Origin of the sequence: Streptomyces dengpaensis (genome assembly GCF_002946835.1) — a bacterium.
Lineage (GTDB): Bacteria > Actinomycetota > Actinomycetes > Streptomycetales > Streptomycetaceae > Streptomyces > Streptomyces dengpaensis.
Genome location: NZ_CP026652.1, coordinates 1,235,376 through 1,255,420, shown reverse-complemented (window position 1 = coordinate 1,255,420; position 20,045 = coordinate 1,235,376). Strand labels below are relative to the sequence as shown.

Annotated in this window: 6 protein-coding genes and 1 pseudogene; 6 read left to right on the top strand and 1 reads right to left on the bottom strand. The window is 68.4% G+C overall.

Features of this window, described 5'->3' with window-relative positions:
* Positions 1–59 precede the first annotated feature (59 nt).
* Complete coding sequence (locus C4B68_RS05750) at positions 60–6,020, top strand: AAA domain-containing protein (RefSeq protein WP_099502797.1); 5,961 nt, start codon at positions 60–62, stop codon at positions 6,018–6,020.
* A 110-nt stretch (positions 6,021–6,130) separates the two neighbouring features.
* Here the strand turns inward: C4B68_RS05750 and C4B68_RS05745 are convergent, their stop codons facing one another.
* Positions 6,131–8,302 (bottom strand): UvrD-helicase domain-containing protein, encoded by a 2,172-nt coding sequence (locus C4B68_RS05745; protein WP_099502795.1) that lies wholly within the window; start codon positions 8,300–8,302, stop codon positions 6,131–6,133.
* A gap of 180 nt (positions 8,303–8,482) precedes the next feature.
* Here C4B68_RS05745 and drmA point away from each other — a divergent pair, with 180 nt between their 5' ends.
* The 5 genes and pseudogenes from drmA (at position 8,483) to C4B68_RS05720 (ending at position 19,739) form a co-directional block, all read left to right on the top strand.
* Entirely contained in the window at positions 8,483–12,313 is a 3,831-nt protein-coding gene (drmA, locus tag C4B68_RS05740; RefSeq protein ID WP_099502793.1) for a DISARM system helicase DrmA, read from the top strand.
* On the top strand, positions 12,310–14,202 hold the full coding sequence (gene drmB / locus C4B68_RS05735) for a DUF1998 domain-containing protein (RefSeq protein ID WP_099502791.1): 1,893 nt from the start codon (positions 12,310–12,312) through the stop codon (positions 14,200–14,202). Before drmA ends, drmB begins: the two co-directional genes overlap by 4 nt.
* The gene (gene drmC / locus C4B68_RS05730; protein WP_099502789.1) at positions 14,199–14,963 is read left to right on the top strand and encodes a DISARM system phospholipase D-like protein DrmC; all 765 of its coding nucleotides are present in this window, start codon (positions 14,199–14,201) and stop codon (positions 14,961–14,963) included. The genes drmB and drmC overlap by 4 nt, the downstream gene beginning before the upstream one ends.
* A 496-nt stretch (positions 14,964–15,459) precedes the next feature.
* Positions 15,460–15,561: pseudogene (locus C4B68_RS05725) on the top strand (IS6 family transposase); the annotation flags it as partial.
* A 431-nt stretch (positions 15,562–15,992) separates the two neighbouring features.
* Positions 15,993–19,739 carry a S8 family peptidase gene (locus C4B68_RS05720; protein ID WP_180289296.1) on the top strand — a complete coding sequence of 1,249 codons (3,747 nt, stop codon included), beginning with the start codon at positions 15,993–15,995 and terminating at the stop codon, positions 19,737–19,739.
* Positions 19,740–20,045 lie beyond the last annotated feature (306 nt).

Sequence of the window (20,045 nt, the reverse complement as noted above, 5' to 3'; positions counted from 1 at the left end):
GCTGGGGCGGGATTTCTCAAGTGGCCACTACGTGGCCCTCGGAAGCGGTGGGGTGGCGTGTGAGCCAGGGTGAGAGTGTTCTGAGCGACGGTGTGCAACCGGTCGGCTCCAACTATCAGTACGACGACGGGCTGCATGTCCGCGTCGACAACGTCGTGCCGTACGAGCTTGTCGACCCCGAGGACTCCCACGGATACCGCCAAGGCAACGACCTGGTTCGGTGCACGTTGTACCTGAGCAACGGCACGGCACAGCCCATCGACGTCGACGGAATCAGCCTGCTGGTCCGCAGCGGCCCGTACGGAAAGACGGGCCGCCAGGTACAGGACTACAACACCCAAGTGCTCGACGACGAACTAGAGGGCACGCTGCGCAAGGGCCGCCGGATCTCGGCGACCTGGGCCTACAGCATTCCCGCCGGCACCGCTGCGGAGCTGGACATCGAGGTGCGATTCCCGAGCCGACACGAGCGTGAGAGCGTCACCTTCACCACGGTCGTGGCCACTCCGCCGACTCCTGTAGGCACTCGCGTGGGGGCCGAGCGAGCCACACCGGCGCCGCTCCCCGACCAGACAGCGCTGTTCGGCGAACAGCAGCAGTCCCTGTTCGCTGACGCGGAGCCGGATTCCGTGAACGATTCCGGGTCTGCCGATGGGGATGGCCCCCGTGTTCCGAGCCGTTCAGTGCTCGGGGGTGTGCCGTCGCAGCCGACTGGTCCCGAACGACGTGTCGTGCCCGCCCGGACACAGGAGCTGTCCGCCGACGAGACCGACGCCACGCGCGTACGTCAGATCTTCAGGTTTCTCGCCGAGGCCGAGGAGTCCAAGGCCCGGCCCGTCCGCACTCTCGACGGCGCAGCGGGCACCGTGTGGTTCGAGGAACTGCCGGACACCACGGGCGTCGAGGTGATGCTCGACGGGGTGCTCGCCACCGACGACCCAGCCTGGCTGACCGTCACACGCCCAGAGCGCGAGGATGCCCCTCATCCCATGCCCCTGCTCGCGCCCTGGGTGGACGAGACTCGCATCCGGGACTTCAAGCAGACTCGCGCCCCGCACCTGCGCCGACGGATCGAGCCCGAATTTCCGGACTGGTCCGAGGGAATTCCGCTGGAGAAGGCCTACCACGAGCTGGACGAACACCCCATGCGGGAGAAGATCGAGAAGCTGTACGCCGCCTGGGAGCAGGAGTGGCGCGCCTGGGCTGAGCGGCGGCGCGCGATCGACCCCAACGTCCGGCTGTACGACCGGCTTCACAAGATGCATGAGGACGCCGCCAACCTCGGCGAGGCGTACGAACTCGTACTCGGGCTCGGTCGGCTGACTTGGCAGACGACCGGTGGCCAGCGTGTGGAACGGCACCTGGTCACCCATCGGGCCACCATCCAGCTCGACCCGTCCACAGGCACGCTCACTGCCGCTCCCGACCCGACCGGCGTCGGTCTGGAACTCGAAGAAGGCATGCTCGAAGGAGCCCAGCATGTGCCGGGTCCCGTGCGGGAGGGAATCGTCGAGGTGCTGGAAGGCGCCTCCGACGTCACCGACCCCGAACATCTCGAAGCCCTGCACACTGCCCTGCGCAGCTGGGCCAACGCGGCGCACAGCGCCGGAAGCTACGTGCCGACCGTGGAACGCGCCAAGCCGCGTACCCTCGACGTGCCGCAGGTAGGGCTCACACCCGCACTCGTCCTGCGTGAGCGCAACCGTCGGTCGACCATGGACGCACTCAAGGCCATCGCCCGCCAGATCGACGCGGGCACCCCTCCCACCGAACTGCTCGGCTACATCGCCGGCCGCGACGGGGCGTTGACCGCCGCCGATCTCGCGGCGGCCGAAGACGACGGCACGGAGACCGACACCGGCGAGATGTACTTTGCGCTGCCCGCCAATGAGGAGCAGCGCACGATCGCCGAACGTCTGCGTGCGAACCGGCTTGTCGTCGTACAGGGCCCGCCCGGCACCGGCAAGACGCACACCATCGCCAACCTGGTCACGGACCTGCTCGCCCAGGGCAAGCGGGTCCTCATCACCAGCCACACTCCGCGCGCCCTGCGCGTACTGCGGGACAAGCTGCCGGAGTCCGTCCGTGACCTGTGCGTGAGCCGTACCGAGGACGGCGCGGCCGCCCAACGAGAGCTCGAGGCATCCGTACAGAAGATCCTCAGCGAGTACGCCGGTTACGACCCGAAAGCCTCGCAGCGTGAGATCCGTGCGCTCCAGGCACGGCTCGCCGCGGCCCGGTCCGCCCAGCAGGCCATGCTGCGCGATCTTGCCGTGCTGCGTGAGCAGGAGACCCATCGCTTCGTGGCCGAGATCGGCGACTACAGCGGCAGTCTCCAGGAGATCGCCGAGCGCCTCACCGCCGAGGCGGGACGGTACGACTGGCTCGGCCGGGTCCCGCAGGAGCGGCCCACTCTGAGCGCCGACGAAGCTCTGCGCCTCCTGCAGGCCACGCGCGCCTTCACTCCGCACCACCAGGCTCTGGCCGCCGAAGTACCCGGCCCCTCCGAGCTGCCGAGCCCCGGCGACTTCGAGGAAGCCGTCTCCGTCGTGCGTTCGGCGGAGGAGGCGCACGCTGCGGTGCGGCGGGATCCGCTGAGCGAGGAGTACGACACGGCCGTGCGCGGCCTCGGAGAGGCCGAACAGCAGCGGCTCTCGACGGCTCTCGACTCCTTCACCGCTACCCGGGCGCGTGCCGCATCGCTCGCCGCTGCGGCCGGAGAGTGGGCCGTGGCGCTTCTGAAGGAGGTGACCGCGGGCCAGGACTGGCAGGCGCGCAGCCGCCAGGCCGCCGTCACCGATGCCCTCGCGGCGGTCGACGCCTCGCTTGCCGCGCTGGGTACCGCGATGGTCAGCGGCCTGGAGCAGTACGACCCGGCCACCGCGCTCGGCCAGGCCACCACTCTGCACGACGGGCTCGGTCAGGGGCAGAAGCTGCGCGGGCCGCTCGGCACGCGCTCGAAGCTGGCCAAGGTCGTCGGCGCGTTCGTGGAGGCCGTCCGGGTCGACGGGCGGGCTCCCGAGGATGTCGGAACAGCGGCCGTCGTTCTCGCCCGCGTACAGCTCGAATTGCGCCTTGCGCAGGTCGAATCCGAGTGGGCAACCCCCGTCGGCGCCTGGCAGGGGCACGGTCCGCGACTCGCTCGCCTACGGCAGGACGCTGAAGCGCTCGAAGCGCTTCTTGCCGTCGCCGCCGCCCGCACCGACGTGCTCACCGCCGCAGCCACCTCCCCGGAACTGGCCGTCGCCACCTGGCAGGACCCGCCCGTCGAGAATGCCGTACGAGGCCTGCTGCGCGCGGCGACCACGCTGCGCGCCGCCGAACAGTCGCGCAGGGTCATCGCGGACACCGAGGAACTCCTGCGCACCTGGAGCGACCGGCCGGGCGTCTCGCCTGTCGTCACGCGTGCACTTGACGCCGTGCGCGCCCAGAACCCCGATGGTTACCGCGAGTTCAGCCACGAGATCGCCGAGGTCCGCGAGGCCGCCGGGCTACGGGTCGAACAGCACGCAGCACTCACACGCGTGCGCGAGGCGTTCCCCGCACTCGCCGAGGGGATCACCGACGCCCCCGAGGACGCAGCCTGGGACACCCGGCTGCCGCTGCTCGCCGAGGCCTGGGCCTGGTCCGCGTGGCGGGACCGTATGGAGCGGCTCACCGATCCCGAGGCCGAGCGCGCCCTGCGGAAGCGCCTGACGGAGGCCGACGACGAGGCACGCATCATGCTCGCCAGACTCGCCGCCGCCCGCGCCTGGCACCGCTGCCTCGGACTGCTCACCGGTGACCAGTCCCGGGCGCTCAGTGCGTACCAGCAGGCCGCTCGCCGCATCAAGGGCAAGTACCAGCACCGCTACCGGCGCGACGCACAGGCCGCACTCCGCAAGGCGCAGACAGCGGTTCCGGCGTGGATCATGCCGCTGCACCAGGTCGCGGAGACCGTGCCCATGGACCGGCCCGGCATGTTCGATGTCGTCATCGTCGACGAGGCCAGCCAGTCCGGCCTGGAGGCCATGCTGCTGAGCTGGCTCGCCGACCGGATGGTCGTCGTCGGCGACAGCAAGCAGGTCAGCCCCTCCAACGTCGGCCTCAAGCAGGACGAGTACTTCCACCTGAGGGATCGGCTGCTCACGGCACTCGAGCCGGATGTCCGCAGTCTCTTCGGGCCCGAGTCCAGCTTCTTCGATCTCACGGAGGCACTTTCCGCCGGCCGCGGCACGCTCATGCTCAAGGAGCACTTCCGGTGCATGCCGGAGATCATCTCCTTCTCCAACGAGCTCTGCTACAACGGTCGGCTGCAGCCGCTGAGGCAGTACGGTGCCGACCGGCTGCCCCCGGTCCGTACCGTGTACGTCGAGGACGGCGAGGCCTTCGGCAGCAACACCCGACTGGCCAACACCGCCGAGGCCGAAGCGCTCGTCGAAGCGATCGTGCGCTGCTGCGCAGACCCCGCGTACGACGGGAAGACCATGGGCATCATCAGCCTCCGCGCCAGCAAGGGGCACTTGGCGGAACTGGAGAATCTGCTCGCCGAACGCCTCGACTACGAGCAGCGTGAGGAGCGACGCATCCGGGTCGGCGACGCAGAGGACTTCCAGGGCGACGAACGCCACGTCATGTTCATCTCCTGCGTCAACTCGGCTACCACCGCTGCCGGGACCGTGCCGGGTGGCTTCAACGGCAAGACGTACGAGCAGCGGCTCAACGTCGCCGCCTCCCGCGCCCAGGACCAGGTGTGGGTGTTCCACAGTGCGCGCACGGAACAGTTCCACGAGAACGACCTGCGTCGACAGTGGCTCGACCACCTCACCCGGCCTGCGGAGGAGGACACCGTTGCCGTCGCGGGTGAGGTGCTGCCCGATGTACGGCACGAAGCGTTCGACAGCCTCTTCCAGCAGAAGGTGTATCTGGAGCTGATCACGCGCGACTACCGTGTGCGGCCCGGCTACCGCGTCGGCCGCCACGCGATCGACCTGGTCGTCGAGGGCGGGACACGCAGACTCGCCGTAGCCTGCGACGGTGACGCCTTCGCGGAGGGCGAGGACGCGTCGACGGCGGCTGCCAGGCAGCGCGACCTGGAGCGCGTCGACTGGACCTTCGTCCGCATCCGCGGAAGCCGGTTCCACCTAGACCGTGAGCAGGCGCTCGCGCCGCTCTGGGCGGAGTTGGAACGGCTGGGGATCGAGCCGGTCCGGGAGGACCCGGAGGAGTCCGTACTTCCAGCCGAGGATGGGCAGACCGATGTCTCGCCCGCCGGCGATCCGGTCGGGGACGACGGGGTGAGCGCGCGCAGGGAGGGCGCAAGCCAGCGAGCTGATTCCCAGGCAGCCGCTGTCACGCCGACCCGGCCGGTGATTTCGGTCGTCGAGCCCAGGGACCCACGCGAATCCACGCCGGCTCCTGCAAGTGAGGCGGCGACTCCCGCGCCGGCTCCGCTGCAGGGGAGAACCCCGGCCTCGGCGCCCGTGCGCACATCGGCACCGGCAGCCAAGCCCGTCGCACGGCCCGTGGCATCCGTGCCTCGACCGCAGCGGGGACAGGTGCCTCTCCGAGCCCCACAGAATTCTCTCCCCGTTCAGGAGATTCCGGCTGCCGCCTTCCAGCGGCTGGTCCGCGAGATGCAGGAGTTGCAGGTCGCTGTCGACGCTCCGGACGAGATTCCCGACGGCATGGACGCGGCCAACCTCGTCTTCCTCAGGAAGACAAAAGCCGATCAGCGTGATCGCCGAACGAAGCGCCTCGGTTTCCTGCGGACGTTCATCGACGCTGTCCGTGTCGGGCAGGAGACGGGCACGCCGAAGGTCGTGATCCCCGGTGCCCTGCTCGTCCTCGAATTCGACGGGCAGGTCGATGACGGCACCTTGTACACAGTTGCCGAACTGCCCACCGATGAGGCGGACATCGTTTCTCCGTCGTCTCCGTTGGGGCACGCACTGATGTGGCAGCCGCCGGGGCGTGAAATCTCGTACGACGCCTCTCAGGACAAGACGCACACCGTCGTCGTCCGGGAGATCCGGGTCTGAGGTCTGAGGCTCCTGGACCAAGGCCGGAGGAAGACTCGGAACAACTGCATCCACCGATGGGACCCGCCGCCCGAACCGGCTTTTGGTTCGGGCGGCGGGGCTTGTGCGTCTCAGCCGGCGACCGGGTCCAGCATGCGGCTCCGCTCACCGCTCCACGAGATGGCGAGGGCATCGCGGGCCCGCGTGCACGCCACGAACAGCAGGCAGTGCTCGGCCAGCAGATCCGATTGGTGCTGCACGGGATCAACCTCGGCCGGCGTCACATGCGGGGCGAACGGCAGCACACTCGACGTGACGCCCACGACGGCCACGCAGCGGAACTCCAACCCCTTCATCGCGTGCATGGTGGCCACTCGCACCCCTGATATCCCCGGACCCGGATCGTCCTTGACCGCGACCGCCGGGATGCCCTCCCGCCGCAGGCGGGTGATGACCGCGTCGACCAGCGTGTTGAACCGGGCGCACACGGCCACCTCGGACGGTTTGACACCGTCCTGGTCGATCCAGGTCCGGATCTGCTCGATCAACGCCCGCAGCTCCTCGTCCTGGCTGCCGTATCCGCGTGCTGCCGGGATACGGCCGTGCAGCTGGGATCGGTAGCCCCGGAGCGAATCCCGGCCGCTGTCCTCGTCGTCGTCCTCACCGAGTCGGCCCACGGGCTGACCGTCGAGCAGCGATGCGGACCAGCGCAGGATCTCTTCCGTGCTGCGGTAGTTGAGACGCAGCCGGGACGTACGCCCTCGGACGTTGATACCCAGCGAGCGCAGCGAGACGCGGGAGTCGTAAATCCGCTGATGGGGGTCGCCGACGAGGAACATGTCGTCGGACTGGGAGGCGACGCAGGCGCGCAGCACTCGCCACTGGGCCGGATGGAGATCTTGGGCCTCGTCCACGACGACGTGGCGGTAGCGCGGCCCGCCGTCGGCCAGGATCCTCGCGGCCTGGTCGCACAGCTGCGTGTACGTCGCCGAGTCGCGCGAGGCGAGATCTGCAGCGAACCGGTCCATCACGCGCCACAGCCGGGCTCTTTGTACTCGCCCCACCTGGGTACCGCGCCCCCGTCGTACACAGCGCAGGTACTCCTCGGGTGTACGCAGGCCCTGCGCCAGGACGACGTTGCGATACTCCTGGGACAGGAACTGTTCCGTCCACGGGAGTTCCTCGCGTGCGGTGGCACGCGTCCAAGCGCTCTTCTCCGCGCCGGCAGTAAGAGGTTTCGGTGAACTGCCCCGCGCCTCCCGGATGATCCGGGCGGCGAGCGAATCCACCGTCGTGACGTCGACGCGTTCCAGCAGGTGGGCGTCGGCGTCGCCGAGCAGGAGCGCCAGGCTGTCCCGCAGAGCAGCCGCCATGGCGTTCGTGAAGGTGGTCAGCAGGATCCGGTCGCCCTCACGACCAGTACGCAGCAGATGTCGGACGCGGTGCAGGGCGACGACCGTCTTGCCGGTGCCGGGGCCGCCGGTGACCTGAGCGGGTCCGTTGAAGCCTGGGTGATAGGCGTACCGGCGCTGGGCGGGGTGGAGGAAGATGCGCCAGCGGGTGAGGTCCTCGGTGAGGATCCGCTCCAGCTCGCCGGGGCCCGTCACTTCCACAATGCGGTTGGGGGTGTTGAGAATTGCTTCGGTGAGGGTGATCGTCGGCCGGTCCTCTGCCGTGCGCACGGTCTGCCCACGCGGAGCGATCAGCTGCTCCCAGACATCTTCGGGGGAGTAGTCGGCCGCCAGGTACTCCAGCACCTCGTACTGGTCGGCGGGCATCATGGGTGGTGCCATGACCGTCAGATCGTCGGCCGTGACACAGACGCGGGCCAAGCGCAGGACCTGATCGTCGACGCCGAGGTCGCGCAGCACGGTGTCGGAGTGCTTCTCGAAGAGGCGGGCAGGGGTGGCGACCGCCTTCGTCTCGAAATAGGTCTCCATCTGCTCAAGGGCTTCGACGTTGCGTACCTCGAGGCCTCCGGTGGCGCCGTTGACCGAGTAGGCGCGCTTGCAGGCCCAGTTGATCGCCTCGTCGTGAGGTGCGACCCGAAGAAGTGTGAACAGCTCGCTTCCGTCATCGGGGGCGAGCAGAACGCCTCGGTAGAACTTGGTGATGCGTATGGTGCGGATCCGGGGATCCCGCGCCCGCTCGAGTTTCTCCAGGTGCATGCCCTTGCTGGCGTGGAGCTGGGAAACGGTCATGCTCCGGAACATCTGGATCGCGTCGTTGACTTCCTTCTGGACGGGCCTCTGGAGCGAGATGAGGTCCGCTACGAAGTCGTCGGAGAGGGCGAGTCGGGGCATGGGCGTCCTCAGGTCGCGGGTGGTCGGTGGCCGAGGACCAGCCTAGAGACTCGTTCCGCCAGGAGTGACGGAGCTCCGCAGATCGTTGTGTGAACTCAGTCAACGGTCTATATTTCTCGTGCTGTCGTACGATCGATCCACGCTCGCGCCCCACCGGATCTGTCCGAAAGGACCCACCGAATGCCGGCCCAGCCTGCTCAAGCCGCTGTACCGCACCCGCTTGACGAAGTGCCTCAGACGTTTCGTTCCGGGGACTCGTACGCGGTGCGGGACGGACTTGTCACCTACATCCGCCGCGATCTGCTGGGACCCTGGGACGGTGAAACTGAGACTCTGTCGAGCGCCTCTTCCGGGCCGCGCGACCGTTACCTCGTTGGCATGCTTGGGCCGCAACCCCAGGCCGTCACCGGAGAGGGGATCGCACTCGCGGCCGCCCAGAGCGCGGACAGTGACTCGGGCGACGAGCAGGAGGGCGACGACGGTGAGCCCCAGGACCGGTTGACCCCGCAGGCCGCCGGACACATCTGGGCATCCTCCATGGGGCTGTCCTTCACGGTCCCCGCTTCTGTCGGCACACTCAGCGCCCACGTCCGCTGGGGCCGCTACACGCAGTCCGAGGAAGCCACGGACCGGGGCACCACCCGTAGGGTCTGGTCGCGCGAACCGATCGAGTACCCGGTGGACATCGACGTGACCGGTGCGGCCGACCGGATCGTCAAACTCGAAGGCGACGCCGTTGTCCTCGACATACAAGTACGACAGCACACCGGTCGAGCCGGCGCCGAAGATCTGCGCGTCGTCGAACTGACCCTGGTGAACCGGCAGCAGGACAGCCGCGAGGCTCGCGACGCCCACTGGCTCTTCCAGACCGCGATCGAGGTCACCGCGTTTCCGGACGACCAGGCCGCGGTCTTCCTCCCGGTCGATGACCCTCTGGATCTCGCGAACCGAGGCAACGCCCCCGAGGACCCCGAGGATCGGCGGCTCCGTCTCCTCTACCGGGACAGCCTCAGCCACGCCAAAGGCCGTAACGTCGCCGCGCATGCACATGTGCGCAACGGTGAGCGCAACGCGCACCGCCTCACCACCACCTGGCTTCCGGAGGACGACGTCCGGGCCACTACCGCACCCACCCTCGAGGAGCAGGATCTCCTCCGCGGGCTCGAGCTCGGCATGGACGAACTCGCCTCGCTCGCGGTGCCTGCCCGCCGAACCGAACTCAGCGCCGCACTCGCCCCGCTGGCCGACGGCTACGGCACATGGCTCGAACAGCAGCGTCGCAAGGCTCACTCGCTCCCCGATGACCTGCGCGAATCGGCGGGCGTCGCCATCGAACAGGCACTGGAGATCTGCGACCGGATAACTCTGGGCATCGACAGGCTCGTGGCCGACGAAACCGCCCTGGAGGCCTTCCGGTTCGCCAACCGGGCCATGGCACTCCAGCGCCGCAACACCGCTATTGCCGCCGCTCGCGCCGGTCGTGAGGACGACCGCGACTCCTACCAGGAGGCGTACGACGAGGTCTACGCCAAGGGCAAGGAGGCTGCCAGCTGGCGTCCATTCCAGCTCGCTTTCGTCCTTCTGAATCTCGACTCACTCACCCAGCCGGGGCACTCCCACCGTGGCACCGGCCGCGAAGCACTCGTCGACCTGCTGTTCTTCCCGACCGGTGGTGGCAAGACCGAGGCCTACCTCGGCATCGCCGCCTACACCTTCGCGCTGCGACGCCTGCAAGGCACGCTTGGCTCGGGACCGGAGGCACGCAGCGGTGAGGCGGGCGTCGGTGTCCTCATGCGCTACACCCTGCGCCTCCTGACCGCCCAGCAGTTCCAACGTGCCGCCGCACTGGTCAGTGCCTGCGAGGTGCTGCGCCGCGAGGAATTCGCGCGGGACGTCCGCTGGGGCGCCACCCCGTTCCGTATCGGACTCTGGGTGGGAACCTCTGTCTCGCCCAACTGGTTCGACGAGGCCAAGGAGCAGATCGCCGACGCCAGGGAGAGCGCGAGCGACAAGCACGCGCGGGTCCTTCAAGTCCTCACTTGCCCCTGGTGCGGCAGCGGACTGACGGCCCGCTCCCACATGGAGTACGACGAAGGACGGCGCCGCGTTCTGCTGTACTGCCCGCGCGGGGAAGGCGAGGACCGCTGCCCCTTCTCGCGGCGCGAATCGCCTGGCGAGGGCATCCCCGTGCTCACCGTCGACGAGGAGATCTATCGGCTCGCCCCGTCTCTGCTGATCGCCACCGTGGACAAGTTCGCCCAGCTGCCCTGGAACGGGTACGCCGGTCTGCTGTTCGGCAGGGTCACCGAGCTCTGTCCCCGCCACGGCTACCGCCACGACGACCTTGACGCCAAAACCGGTTGCGGAAGCCGCCACAACGCGAAGGGCGACATGCCCGGCGTCACCGCACAGCCCGTCACCCGCCTGCGGCCCCCGGACCTGATCATCCAGGACGAGCTGCACCTGATCTCCGGTGCGCTCGGCACCATCGTCGGCCTCTTCGAGTCCGCCGTCGATCAGCTGTGCACCTGGAGTGTCACCGACGCCCGGGGACAACGCCACGAGGTCGGGCCCAAGATCGTCGCATCGACCGCGACCACTAAACGGGCCGCCGATCAGGTACTCGGCGTCTTCGGCCGCAAAGTCGCCGTCTTCCCGCCGCAGGTCCTCGACGTCGGTGACACCTTCTTCTCCCGACAGGTCGAGCTGAGCCGCGAGAACCCCGGCCGCCGCTACCTGGGCGTGTGCGCGCACGGCACCCGCCTCAAGGCTGCCGAGATCCGGGTCGCCGAGATCCTGCTCCTCGCCGGGCAGCAACTTTTCGACGACTACGGCAAGCCGGCCGACCCCTATATGACGCTTGTCGGCTACTTCAATGCGACCCGCGAACTCGCCGGCATGCGGCGGTACATGGACGACGACATCACCACCCGCGTGCGCTCCAACGGCAGCCGCAGAGGCCAGGACACGCTGGCCGATCGCATCGTGAGCAGAGCCGGCATGCTCAGCATCCAGGAACTGACCTCGCGCATTTCCTCCGCTGACATCGGCGCAGCCCTCAAGCGCCTGGAAATCGGGTTCGACCCCGAGCGCGACACCTCGGACCGGCGACGCGCCTTCCTGCGCGAGTATGCGACTGCCATGAAGGAGAAGCGTGAACCCCGCGCCGCCATGACGCCGACGGCCAGACAGGCAGTCGACGTCGTCCTCGCCACCTCCATGCTGCAGGTGGGTGTCGACGTCTCCCGGTTCGGTCTGATGCTGGTCGTCGGCCAGCCCAAGAACACCGCCGAGTACATCCAGGCGTCCTCGCGCGTCGGCCGTGACGCCAAACGCCCGGGTCTCGTCGTGACCCTCTACAACTGGTCACGCCCCCGAGATCTCGCCCACTACGAAGACTTCGAGCACTACCACGCCTCGTTCTACCGCCAGGTCGAAGCTCTCTCCGTCACCCCGTTCACCCGCCGAGCCCTCGACCGGGGCGTGGCCGCCACTTATGTCGCCGCGTTGCGCCAGGCCGCATACGACACGTCGCGCAACCTGGACGCCCACCATGTCGACCTCAACGGGCCGCTCGCCCAAGACGTCGAACGTCGGCTTCTGGAACGGGCCGAACGGGTGGGGGGCGAGCGGCCGCGCCAATATCTGAGCGAACGTCTGGACCGACTGAAGGACGAATGGCGCCGCAAGCGGGACGAGAACAGCTCGGCCCTCGGCTACCGGAAGGAGAAGCGCAAGACGACGATCGTGAGCGGGCTGCTGAGGCGGGCAGACGGATCCCGGTGGACCGAGCTGACCGTCGGCCTGTCGATGCGCGAGACGGAGAACGAAATCAACCTCCTTCTCCCCGGTGGCGGCGCCTTTCTCGACGAATCCTCAGGAGGCGGCCCGGACTGGAACTTCGGAGCCCCCGACACTGATTCCGACCCCGACCAGGACATGGCGGCCACCGTGGACAGCGACGAGTACGGACCTACCACTGGCGACGCGGCCAGGAAGGGACAGCGATGACCACCCACGGCAATCGCAGGGTCGGAGCCGTCCGTCCCAGCCACCTCATGTTCACCGCCGGTATCGGCTCCCTCGTCGATCTGCCGAATTTCTCGGTTCTCGTCAAGGGACTTGACGCCTGGAGCTACTCCGGCATCACCGATTACGACATCGACGAGCCTCGGCTGCGCGCCGCCGTCAACCGATCCCTCCAGCGCTACGGGCGCGGACAGGTCGAGCAGTTGCGCGCCGCCCCATGGCTGGAGGGTGGGGACGCGGACCCCAAGGGCTGGGCTGCGCAGGGTGTCGGGGTGCCCGTCACACCGTTTCCTCAATGGCTGCGCTGCACCGCCTGCAATGTGCTGGCCGCCGTCGACTCCAGTGAGTTCGCCTTCATCAACTCCAACCCGCGTACGCCGCACGAAGCGAAGTTCGTCCACGACTGCAAGCGGGGGAAGCCTCTCGCCGTCGCTGCCCGCTTCACCCTCGTCTGCACTGTCGGCCATCTCGATGAGTTTCCGTACACGGCATACGTCCACCACGGGCAGGCCTGCAGCAAGACGCCGCGCCCGAAGCTGCGCATGAAGGACCACGGCGGCAACCAGGCCGCCAACGTCACCATCGAATGCGTCGCCTGCGGCGAGAAGCGCAACATCCGCGAGGCGATGGGCGAGCGAGGCCGCCGCAACCTACCGCTGTGCCGCGGACGTCACCCGCACCTGGGCACATACGCGGCGAACGGCTGTGCTCAGGACTCGGTCCTGATGGTGGCGGGCGCGTCCAATCAGTGGTTCCCGCTCACTCTCAGCGCTCTGGCCCTGCCCAAGGGGCAGGGCGGAGACATTGACAAGCTCCTCGACGACCACTGGCCCGACTTGCAACTCATAGATGATCGCGGACAGTTCGACTTCATGGCACGCATGCCCAAGTTCGGGTTCCTCAAAGAGTTCGAGGCCGACGCGGTCGTCGCGGCCATCGCGGCTCGTAAGCAAGGATCCGACGGACTGGCTCCCTCCGCGCCCGACGTCCAGGCCGACCTCTTCGGCCCCGAATGGGACGCGCTCTCGGGCCCCGTTCCAGCGCCGAGTGACGACTTCGCCCTGCGGAAGGTCTCCGTTCCGCCCCGCCTCGGCGAACTCTTCTCAGACATTCGCCAAGTGGAGCGGCTGCGCGAGGCACGCGCCCTGATCGGTTTCACCAGGCTCGACGCCCCTGACCCTGAGTCGCCGGAGATCGCCAGCCGGGTAGACCTGTCCCGCGGTACGCAGCCCTGGGTGCCGGCCAGCGAGGTTCGCGGCGAGGGCATCTTCCTTCGTGTGCGGGACGGCCTCATGGCCGACTGGGTGGCACGTATGGAGAAGTCGCCGCATATGGAGGCCCACAGGGAGGCTTTCGGTCGATTCCGCGCAAACCGAAAGTCGGACCGCAAGACGAGCGACTTCGATCCCTTCTTCGGTTGGCCCGGGGCACGGTACATCGCCCTGCACACGCTTTCCCACCTTTTGATCCGTACCATCGCCCTGGAATGCGGCTACAACTCGGCCTCACTCGCAGAGCGAATTTATGCGGGAGACGAAAAGAACCCAAGGACGGGCATTCTCATCTACACCGCTGTTCCCGATTCGGAGGGCACCCTCGGAGGCCTTGTTTCGCTTGCTGAGGAGCGCGAGTTCGACCGGATCGTCCGTCGTGCCCTGACCGACGCCGGGCACTGCTCGGCCGACCCACTGTGCTCCGAGCGCCTGCCGCACGACCCGGGCGACTACCTGCACGGAGCCGCCTGCCATGTCTGTCTCTTCGTGTCCGAGACCACATGCGAGCGCGCAAATCGGTTCCTGGATCGCCGCTTCCTCGTACCGCTTTCCGGAGACAAGGAACAAGTACTGACACCGGTCGGCCTGCTGCCGTGAGCAGAAAAGAGTTCGAGGGAGCTGCTGAGGCTGCCGTTCTGGCCCTGGGCCCCTCTCGTGGCAAGGACCTCGCCGGACTGCTGGCTCAACGACGCAGCAGAGAGCGGGTACTGACCGAGCTGGCAACACCGGGGATCAGCGTGGCCGTCGAGAAGCTGTACGACGCGGTGGAGACGGAGTCGATTCCCTTCGCCGAGGCGGCGGCCTACGTTCGGGGCTATGTCGCGGCTCTGCTGCATGCCCGGGAAACGGTTCAAGTCCGTACGGTGTGGAGCGGCCCCTCGACGCCGGCCGTGCCGGTGCGGGCGACTGCCCAGGTGCTTGTCGAGGTCATCAATGAGTCTCGTGACGAACTGCTGGCCATGACTTACGCGGCCCGCCCGTATCCGGCCCTGACACAGGCTTTGACCGAGGCCGCGGCAAGGGGTGTGAAAGCGCACGTCGTGGTCGAGACACTGGCGGGCGCGCGCGGTCTCCTCTCGGGCCGGGAACCAGCCGATGCGTTCGTGTCCGTTCCTGGGTTGCGTCTTTGGCACTGGGCACGTGACTCGGCCGGGCACGCTCACTCGCGCCAGCACGCCAAACTCGCGGTCGCCGACCGTCGCATGCTCTTCCTGGGCAGCGCCAACCTGACCGAGTCCGCGGCGCGGCGCAATATCGAGGCAGGGGTCCTGGTGACGGGCGGCGAGGCACCACGGCGTGCAGCAGAGCACATTGTTGAGCTGCAACGCTTGGGCATACTCCGGCCCTTTCGACCTTGAACGGGTAGGTTCTGGTCTCGGAGCTCGCCCCTTCCCGCTGCGACCAAAGAATCAGGGGCCCATGAGTCCGAAATCCCCTTGCCTGATCGCCACATGTATGTCGAGGATCGACTTGCGGGTGTCCTGACACTGGGCACCCAACTCGCAAGTGACTACCGCGGCACCCGCCATACCGCGACGGTTGACGTAGATGGAGTCGTCACCCTGCCCAGTGGCGACCACTTCACCAGCGCAGACGAGGCGGGAAGACCGGTGTGCAGAACCCGCCGATGCATAGGCATGCCCTATGGCACGTCACCAGCCGGATGGAGCGCACGGTCCGCGGTCTTCCCGGGCGCTTGGGCCGGGAGCGGGCAGCGTGCCGGAGCTCATTCTCGGCCTGGTACGCGGGCAGGACTTCGGCGACCTGTTCATCAGTGCCGTATCGCTGGCGGTGGCGGCCATCCCCGAGGGCCTGCCCGCGGTGGTCGCGGCGCAGCAATGCGCCGCCGCCCACCGCCACCTCATGACCGCACCCGACCACCGAGCCGAGATGACCATCCGCTTCGCCATCTGGAACCAGATCACCGGCGCTGCCGACGAGCCCACCACTGCCTGACCACAGGCCCGGAACCCGGCACCACCACGCCCCGACACGTCGTCAGGCACCACACACCCAACATACCCGGCGAAGCCCAGCCGCGTCGCGCCCCGCTTGCCGGACACAAGCTCCTGCTTGTCCTTGAGCAGTGTGCAGTGCTCGACCACTCGTCCAGGTCCAACGGGATACGGGCCACGGTCGTCGATCGTCCTCGCGAGGCTCCACTCACCGCAGTCGTACGGCCTCGGACTCACCCACACGGGTGAAGCCCTCCCGAAATCACCACCGTTTGCGGTTGGTGACACGGTTCTTACCGGCACCCCGTTGACCTTGCGTGTATGCAACATGCAAGATCACACGTTATGAGATCAATATCAACTTCCGCGCCTACCAGGGGCGACACCCCATGGCCGGCGCGGGCGACGCGAGCGACCGTGGCCGCCGCCGCGGTGACTCTGCTCGCAACGACCATGCCCGCAGCGGCGCATGGCACCCCGTTGGCCCCGACGGCGGCCGGGCGATCAGGCGCCTCGGGCGACCGGACGGTCACCAAGACGTGGACCGTGACCCTGGTGACCGGCGATGTGGTGAAGGTCGAGCGGTTCGCCGACGGCCGGCAGGCCGCGACCGTCAAGCCGGCCCCTGGCCACGAGAAGGAGGTGTTCAGCACCCGCGACGTCGACGGCACCCTGCATGTCACACCGTCGTCGGCGATCCCCTATGTGGCCTCGGGACAACTGGACCGAAGCCTTTTCAATGTCACCTCGCTCATCGAGCAGGGCTATGACGACGCCCGCAGCGCCCGGTTGCCGCTGATCGTCTCCTACGCCGAGGCCGTCGACTCGCTCCGGGAGCAGAAGGCACCGGCCGGAACCCGCCGGACCGCCGTGCTGAACAGTGTGCACGGTGCCGCACTGAGCGCCGACAAGGCCGAACTGCCGGACTTCTGGAAGTCCGCTACCGCCGCGCCGTCGCAGAAGAACCGGAAGTCCGGCCCCGAGCTCGCCGGGCACATCGACAAGGTGTGGCTGGACGGCAAGGTCAACGCCGAGCTCGACCGCAGTGTGGAGCAGATCGGGGCACCGGACGTCTGGAAGTCCGGCCCGACCGGGAAGGGCGTCAAGGTCGCGGTGCTCGACACCGGCGCCGATCCCGAACACCCCGACCTGCGGGGCAGGATCGCCGGCGGGCAGAACTTCACCACGGACGAGAACACCGATGACGGCCACGGCCACGGCACCCATGTGGCCTCCACCGTCGCGGGCAGCGGAGCCGGCTCCGACAGCACCCGCAAGGGCGTCGCGCCCGACGCCGAACTCCTCATCGGCAAGGTGCTCGGCAGCGACGGGTCCGGTTACAACTCCTGGGTGATGGCCGGCATGGAGTGGGCCGCCCACTCCGGCGCCGACATCGTCAACATGAGCCTGGGCGGCCCGCCCCAGGAGAACGACCCGATGGCCGCCGCCCTCGACCGGCTGACCGAGGAGACCGGCACCCTCTTCGTGACCGCCGCGGGCAACTCCGGCCCCGGCACCGGCACCGTGGGTTCGCCCGGCATCGCGAACCGGGCGCTGACCGTGGGAGCGGTGGACCGCGACGACACCCTCGCCGAGTTCTCCAGCCGGGGTCCGGTGGGCGACTCGTCCGAGATGAAGCCCGAGATCACGGCGCCCGGTGTGGGCATCGTGGCGGCCCGCGCCCACGGCACCTCCATGGGCGCCCCGGTCGACGACCTCTACACCGCGGCCTCCGGCACCTCCATGGCCACGCCCCATGTGGCGGGCGCCGCCGCGCTGTTGCGCCAGCAGCACCCCGACTGGAGCCCCGCCCGGATCAAGGACGCCCTGGTCTCCACCGCCAAGGTCGTCGAGGACACCGAGACGGACGCCCAGGGCGGCGGCCGGATGGACGTGGCGCGAGCCTCGGCCCAGACCGTGCACGCCACCGGCACCCTCAACCTCGGCGCCGTCCAGCCCGGCCAGGACCCGGTGAACGGGACGGTCACCTACACCAACGACTCCGACAGTGACGTAGAGCTGTCCCTGTCGCTGGAGGTCAAGGGCGCCGGAGGCACCGCGGCTCCCGCCGGGCTGATCGAGGCCGGCAAGTCGTCGGTCACCGTGCCCGCCGGTGCGACCGCCACCGTGCCCGTCAAGGTCACGCCCACCGAGGCCGCCCGCGGCCGGTACACCGGCCACCTGACCGCCACCTCGGCCGACGGCTCGGTGAAGGCCGGTACCGCCGTCGCGGTGACGGTCCAGGGGAAGCTGCGCACCATCACGCTCACCGGCCTCGGCCGTTCGGGCCAGGAACCGTCCACCGTCACCTGGTTCCAGATCTTCGGCAGTGATCCGCGATGGGACTTCATCGGGTACTACCTGCCTGAGATCCACGGCCCGAACGTCACCTTCCAACTCCCTGAGGACACCTACTTCTTCGAGGCGCTGGTCGGGTCCAAGAACAGCACCGGCGACGAACACAGCATGGACGTCCGTCCGGAGCTGAAGGTCGACCGCGACCTCACCCTGGTGGTGGACGCGAGCAAGGCCGTCAAGGTCGACATCCGCACCCCGAAGCCGGCCGAGTCGCAGGGCATGGTGCACTACGGCTTCCACCGCGCCTTCGGCGGCCGGGACATCTCCAGCAGCGTGATCGAGTACAGCGTCATGAACACGCTGTACATCACCCCGACGGACAAGCCCGCCAAGGGTTCCTTCGAGGCCTACTCCCGGTGGCAGCTCGCTCCTCCCCGTATGACCGTCAAGGCCCTCGGCCCGGGCGCCCCGGACCTCTATGCCCCCCCGTATATGCACTCTCCCCTGGTGGACGGCACCAGGCGTCTCCCGCTCGTGGACGTGGGAGCCGCTACGGAGGAGGAACTGGCGGGCAAGGATCTGCGCGGCAAGATCGCGTTCATCGCCCCGGAATCCGATGAGTACGGGAGTGTGGCCCGGGCCGCCTCGGCCGGAGCGGCCGCGGCCCTGGTGGTCTACCCCGGGCCCGGGTCGCCCTGGATGCCCTGGCACCCCGCCGGCGGCGAACGCCTTCCGATCATGGCCGCGCGCGTCAGCCAGGACCACGGCAGGGAACTGTCCGAGCTGCTGTCCGAGCGCGAGGTGCGGATCGAGTGGTCCGCCGTCTCCGCGAGCCCGTACCAGTACGACGTGACGCTGGTCGAGCGCGACCGGGTGCCCGGCAGGATGGTCTACGACATCGACCGGCTGCCGACCGCCACGGTCAAGAGCCACTACCACCGCTCCGGTGCGTCCGAGTGGAACGCGGAGCAGCGCTTCGCCTGGCGCCCGTGGCAGAACACCGCATTCCTCATGGAGACCGAGTCGTTTGTGAAGGTGCCGTCCGTGCGCACCGAGACGGTCACCGCCGACGACACCGTGTGGCTGCACCGTGTCAACAACACGATCCCCATGAACATCGGGCTCCCGGTCACCGGCGGTACGACGGCCGGATTCCAGCAGTACAAGCCCGGTGAGGTCCGGGAGGAGAACTGGCACCGCTCGGTGATCCGTCCGGCCGCCCCGAAGGGCGTCGAGGGATTCTCCTCGGCCCGCGACGGCGACACCATCGGCCTGCGGATCCCGGAGTTCACCGAGAGCGAGACCGGGCACTACGGCTTCGCCAAGGGAGACGACGAGGTCAGCACCCGCCTGTACCGCGGTGACGACCTGATCGCCGATCAGCGGTACGCGTGGGGCGACATCCCCGTCACCGGCGGCAAGGGCGACTACCGGCTCCAGGTGCACACCGCCCGTGCGGCCGGTCCCGAGTGGCAGATCTCCACCTCCACCGACACCAGTTGGACGTTCTCCTCGCAGACCACGGCGAAGAGCACGGTGCTGCCGCTGATCCAGCTCGACTACGGCGTACCCGTCGACGGCGCCAACCAGGTGCGGTCCTCGGGTCCGACCGCCGTGTCGCTGAAGGCCCGCCACCAGGACGGCCTCAAGGGCCCGGAGATCGACCGGATGCGGGCCTGGGTCTCCTACGACGACGGAGCCCACTGGACCAAGGTCGAGCGCCTGTCGCACGAGGGCAAGGGCGCCTGGAAGGCCCTGATCGACCCCAAGGCCGCGGCCAACGGCACCGGCTATGTCTCCCTGCGCGTCCAGGCCCAGGACAAGGCCGGCGACCAGGTGGATCAGACGGTCATCCGCGCCTATGGAGTCCACACCAAGTAACACCGAATAACACCGAATAACACCGAATGAATCCGAATAACCTGGAACATTCGGTACCCGACCCATGCGGCCGGCGGCACCATGCCGCCGGCCGCATGGCGTTGTGGGCGCGTGAGGGCGCACCCATCCCGAAGTCCGCCTCCAGATACGTACGGCAGCTCTGGTAGGAGAGGTTCTTCGGCTCGGTGATGGCCAACTCGACGGCTGGGTAAGGACGGTGATGTGGCCCGGGGTCCTCCGGTCGGCTCTGCGGCCGTTACTCGACTGCCGCAACTGCCGCAACCGCCGCGACTAACTACAGCCGCT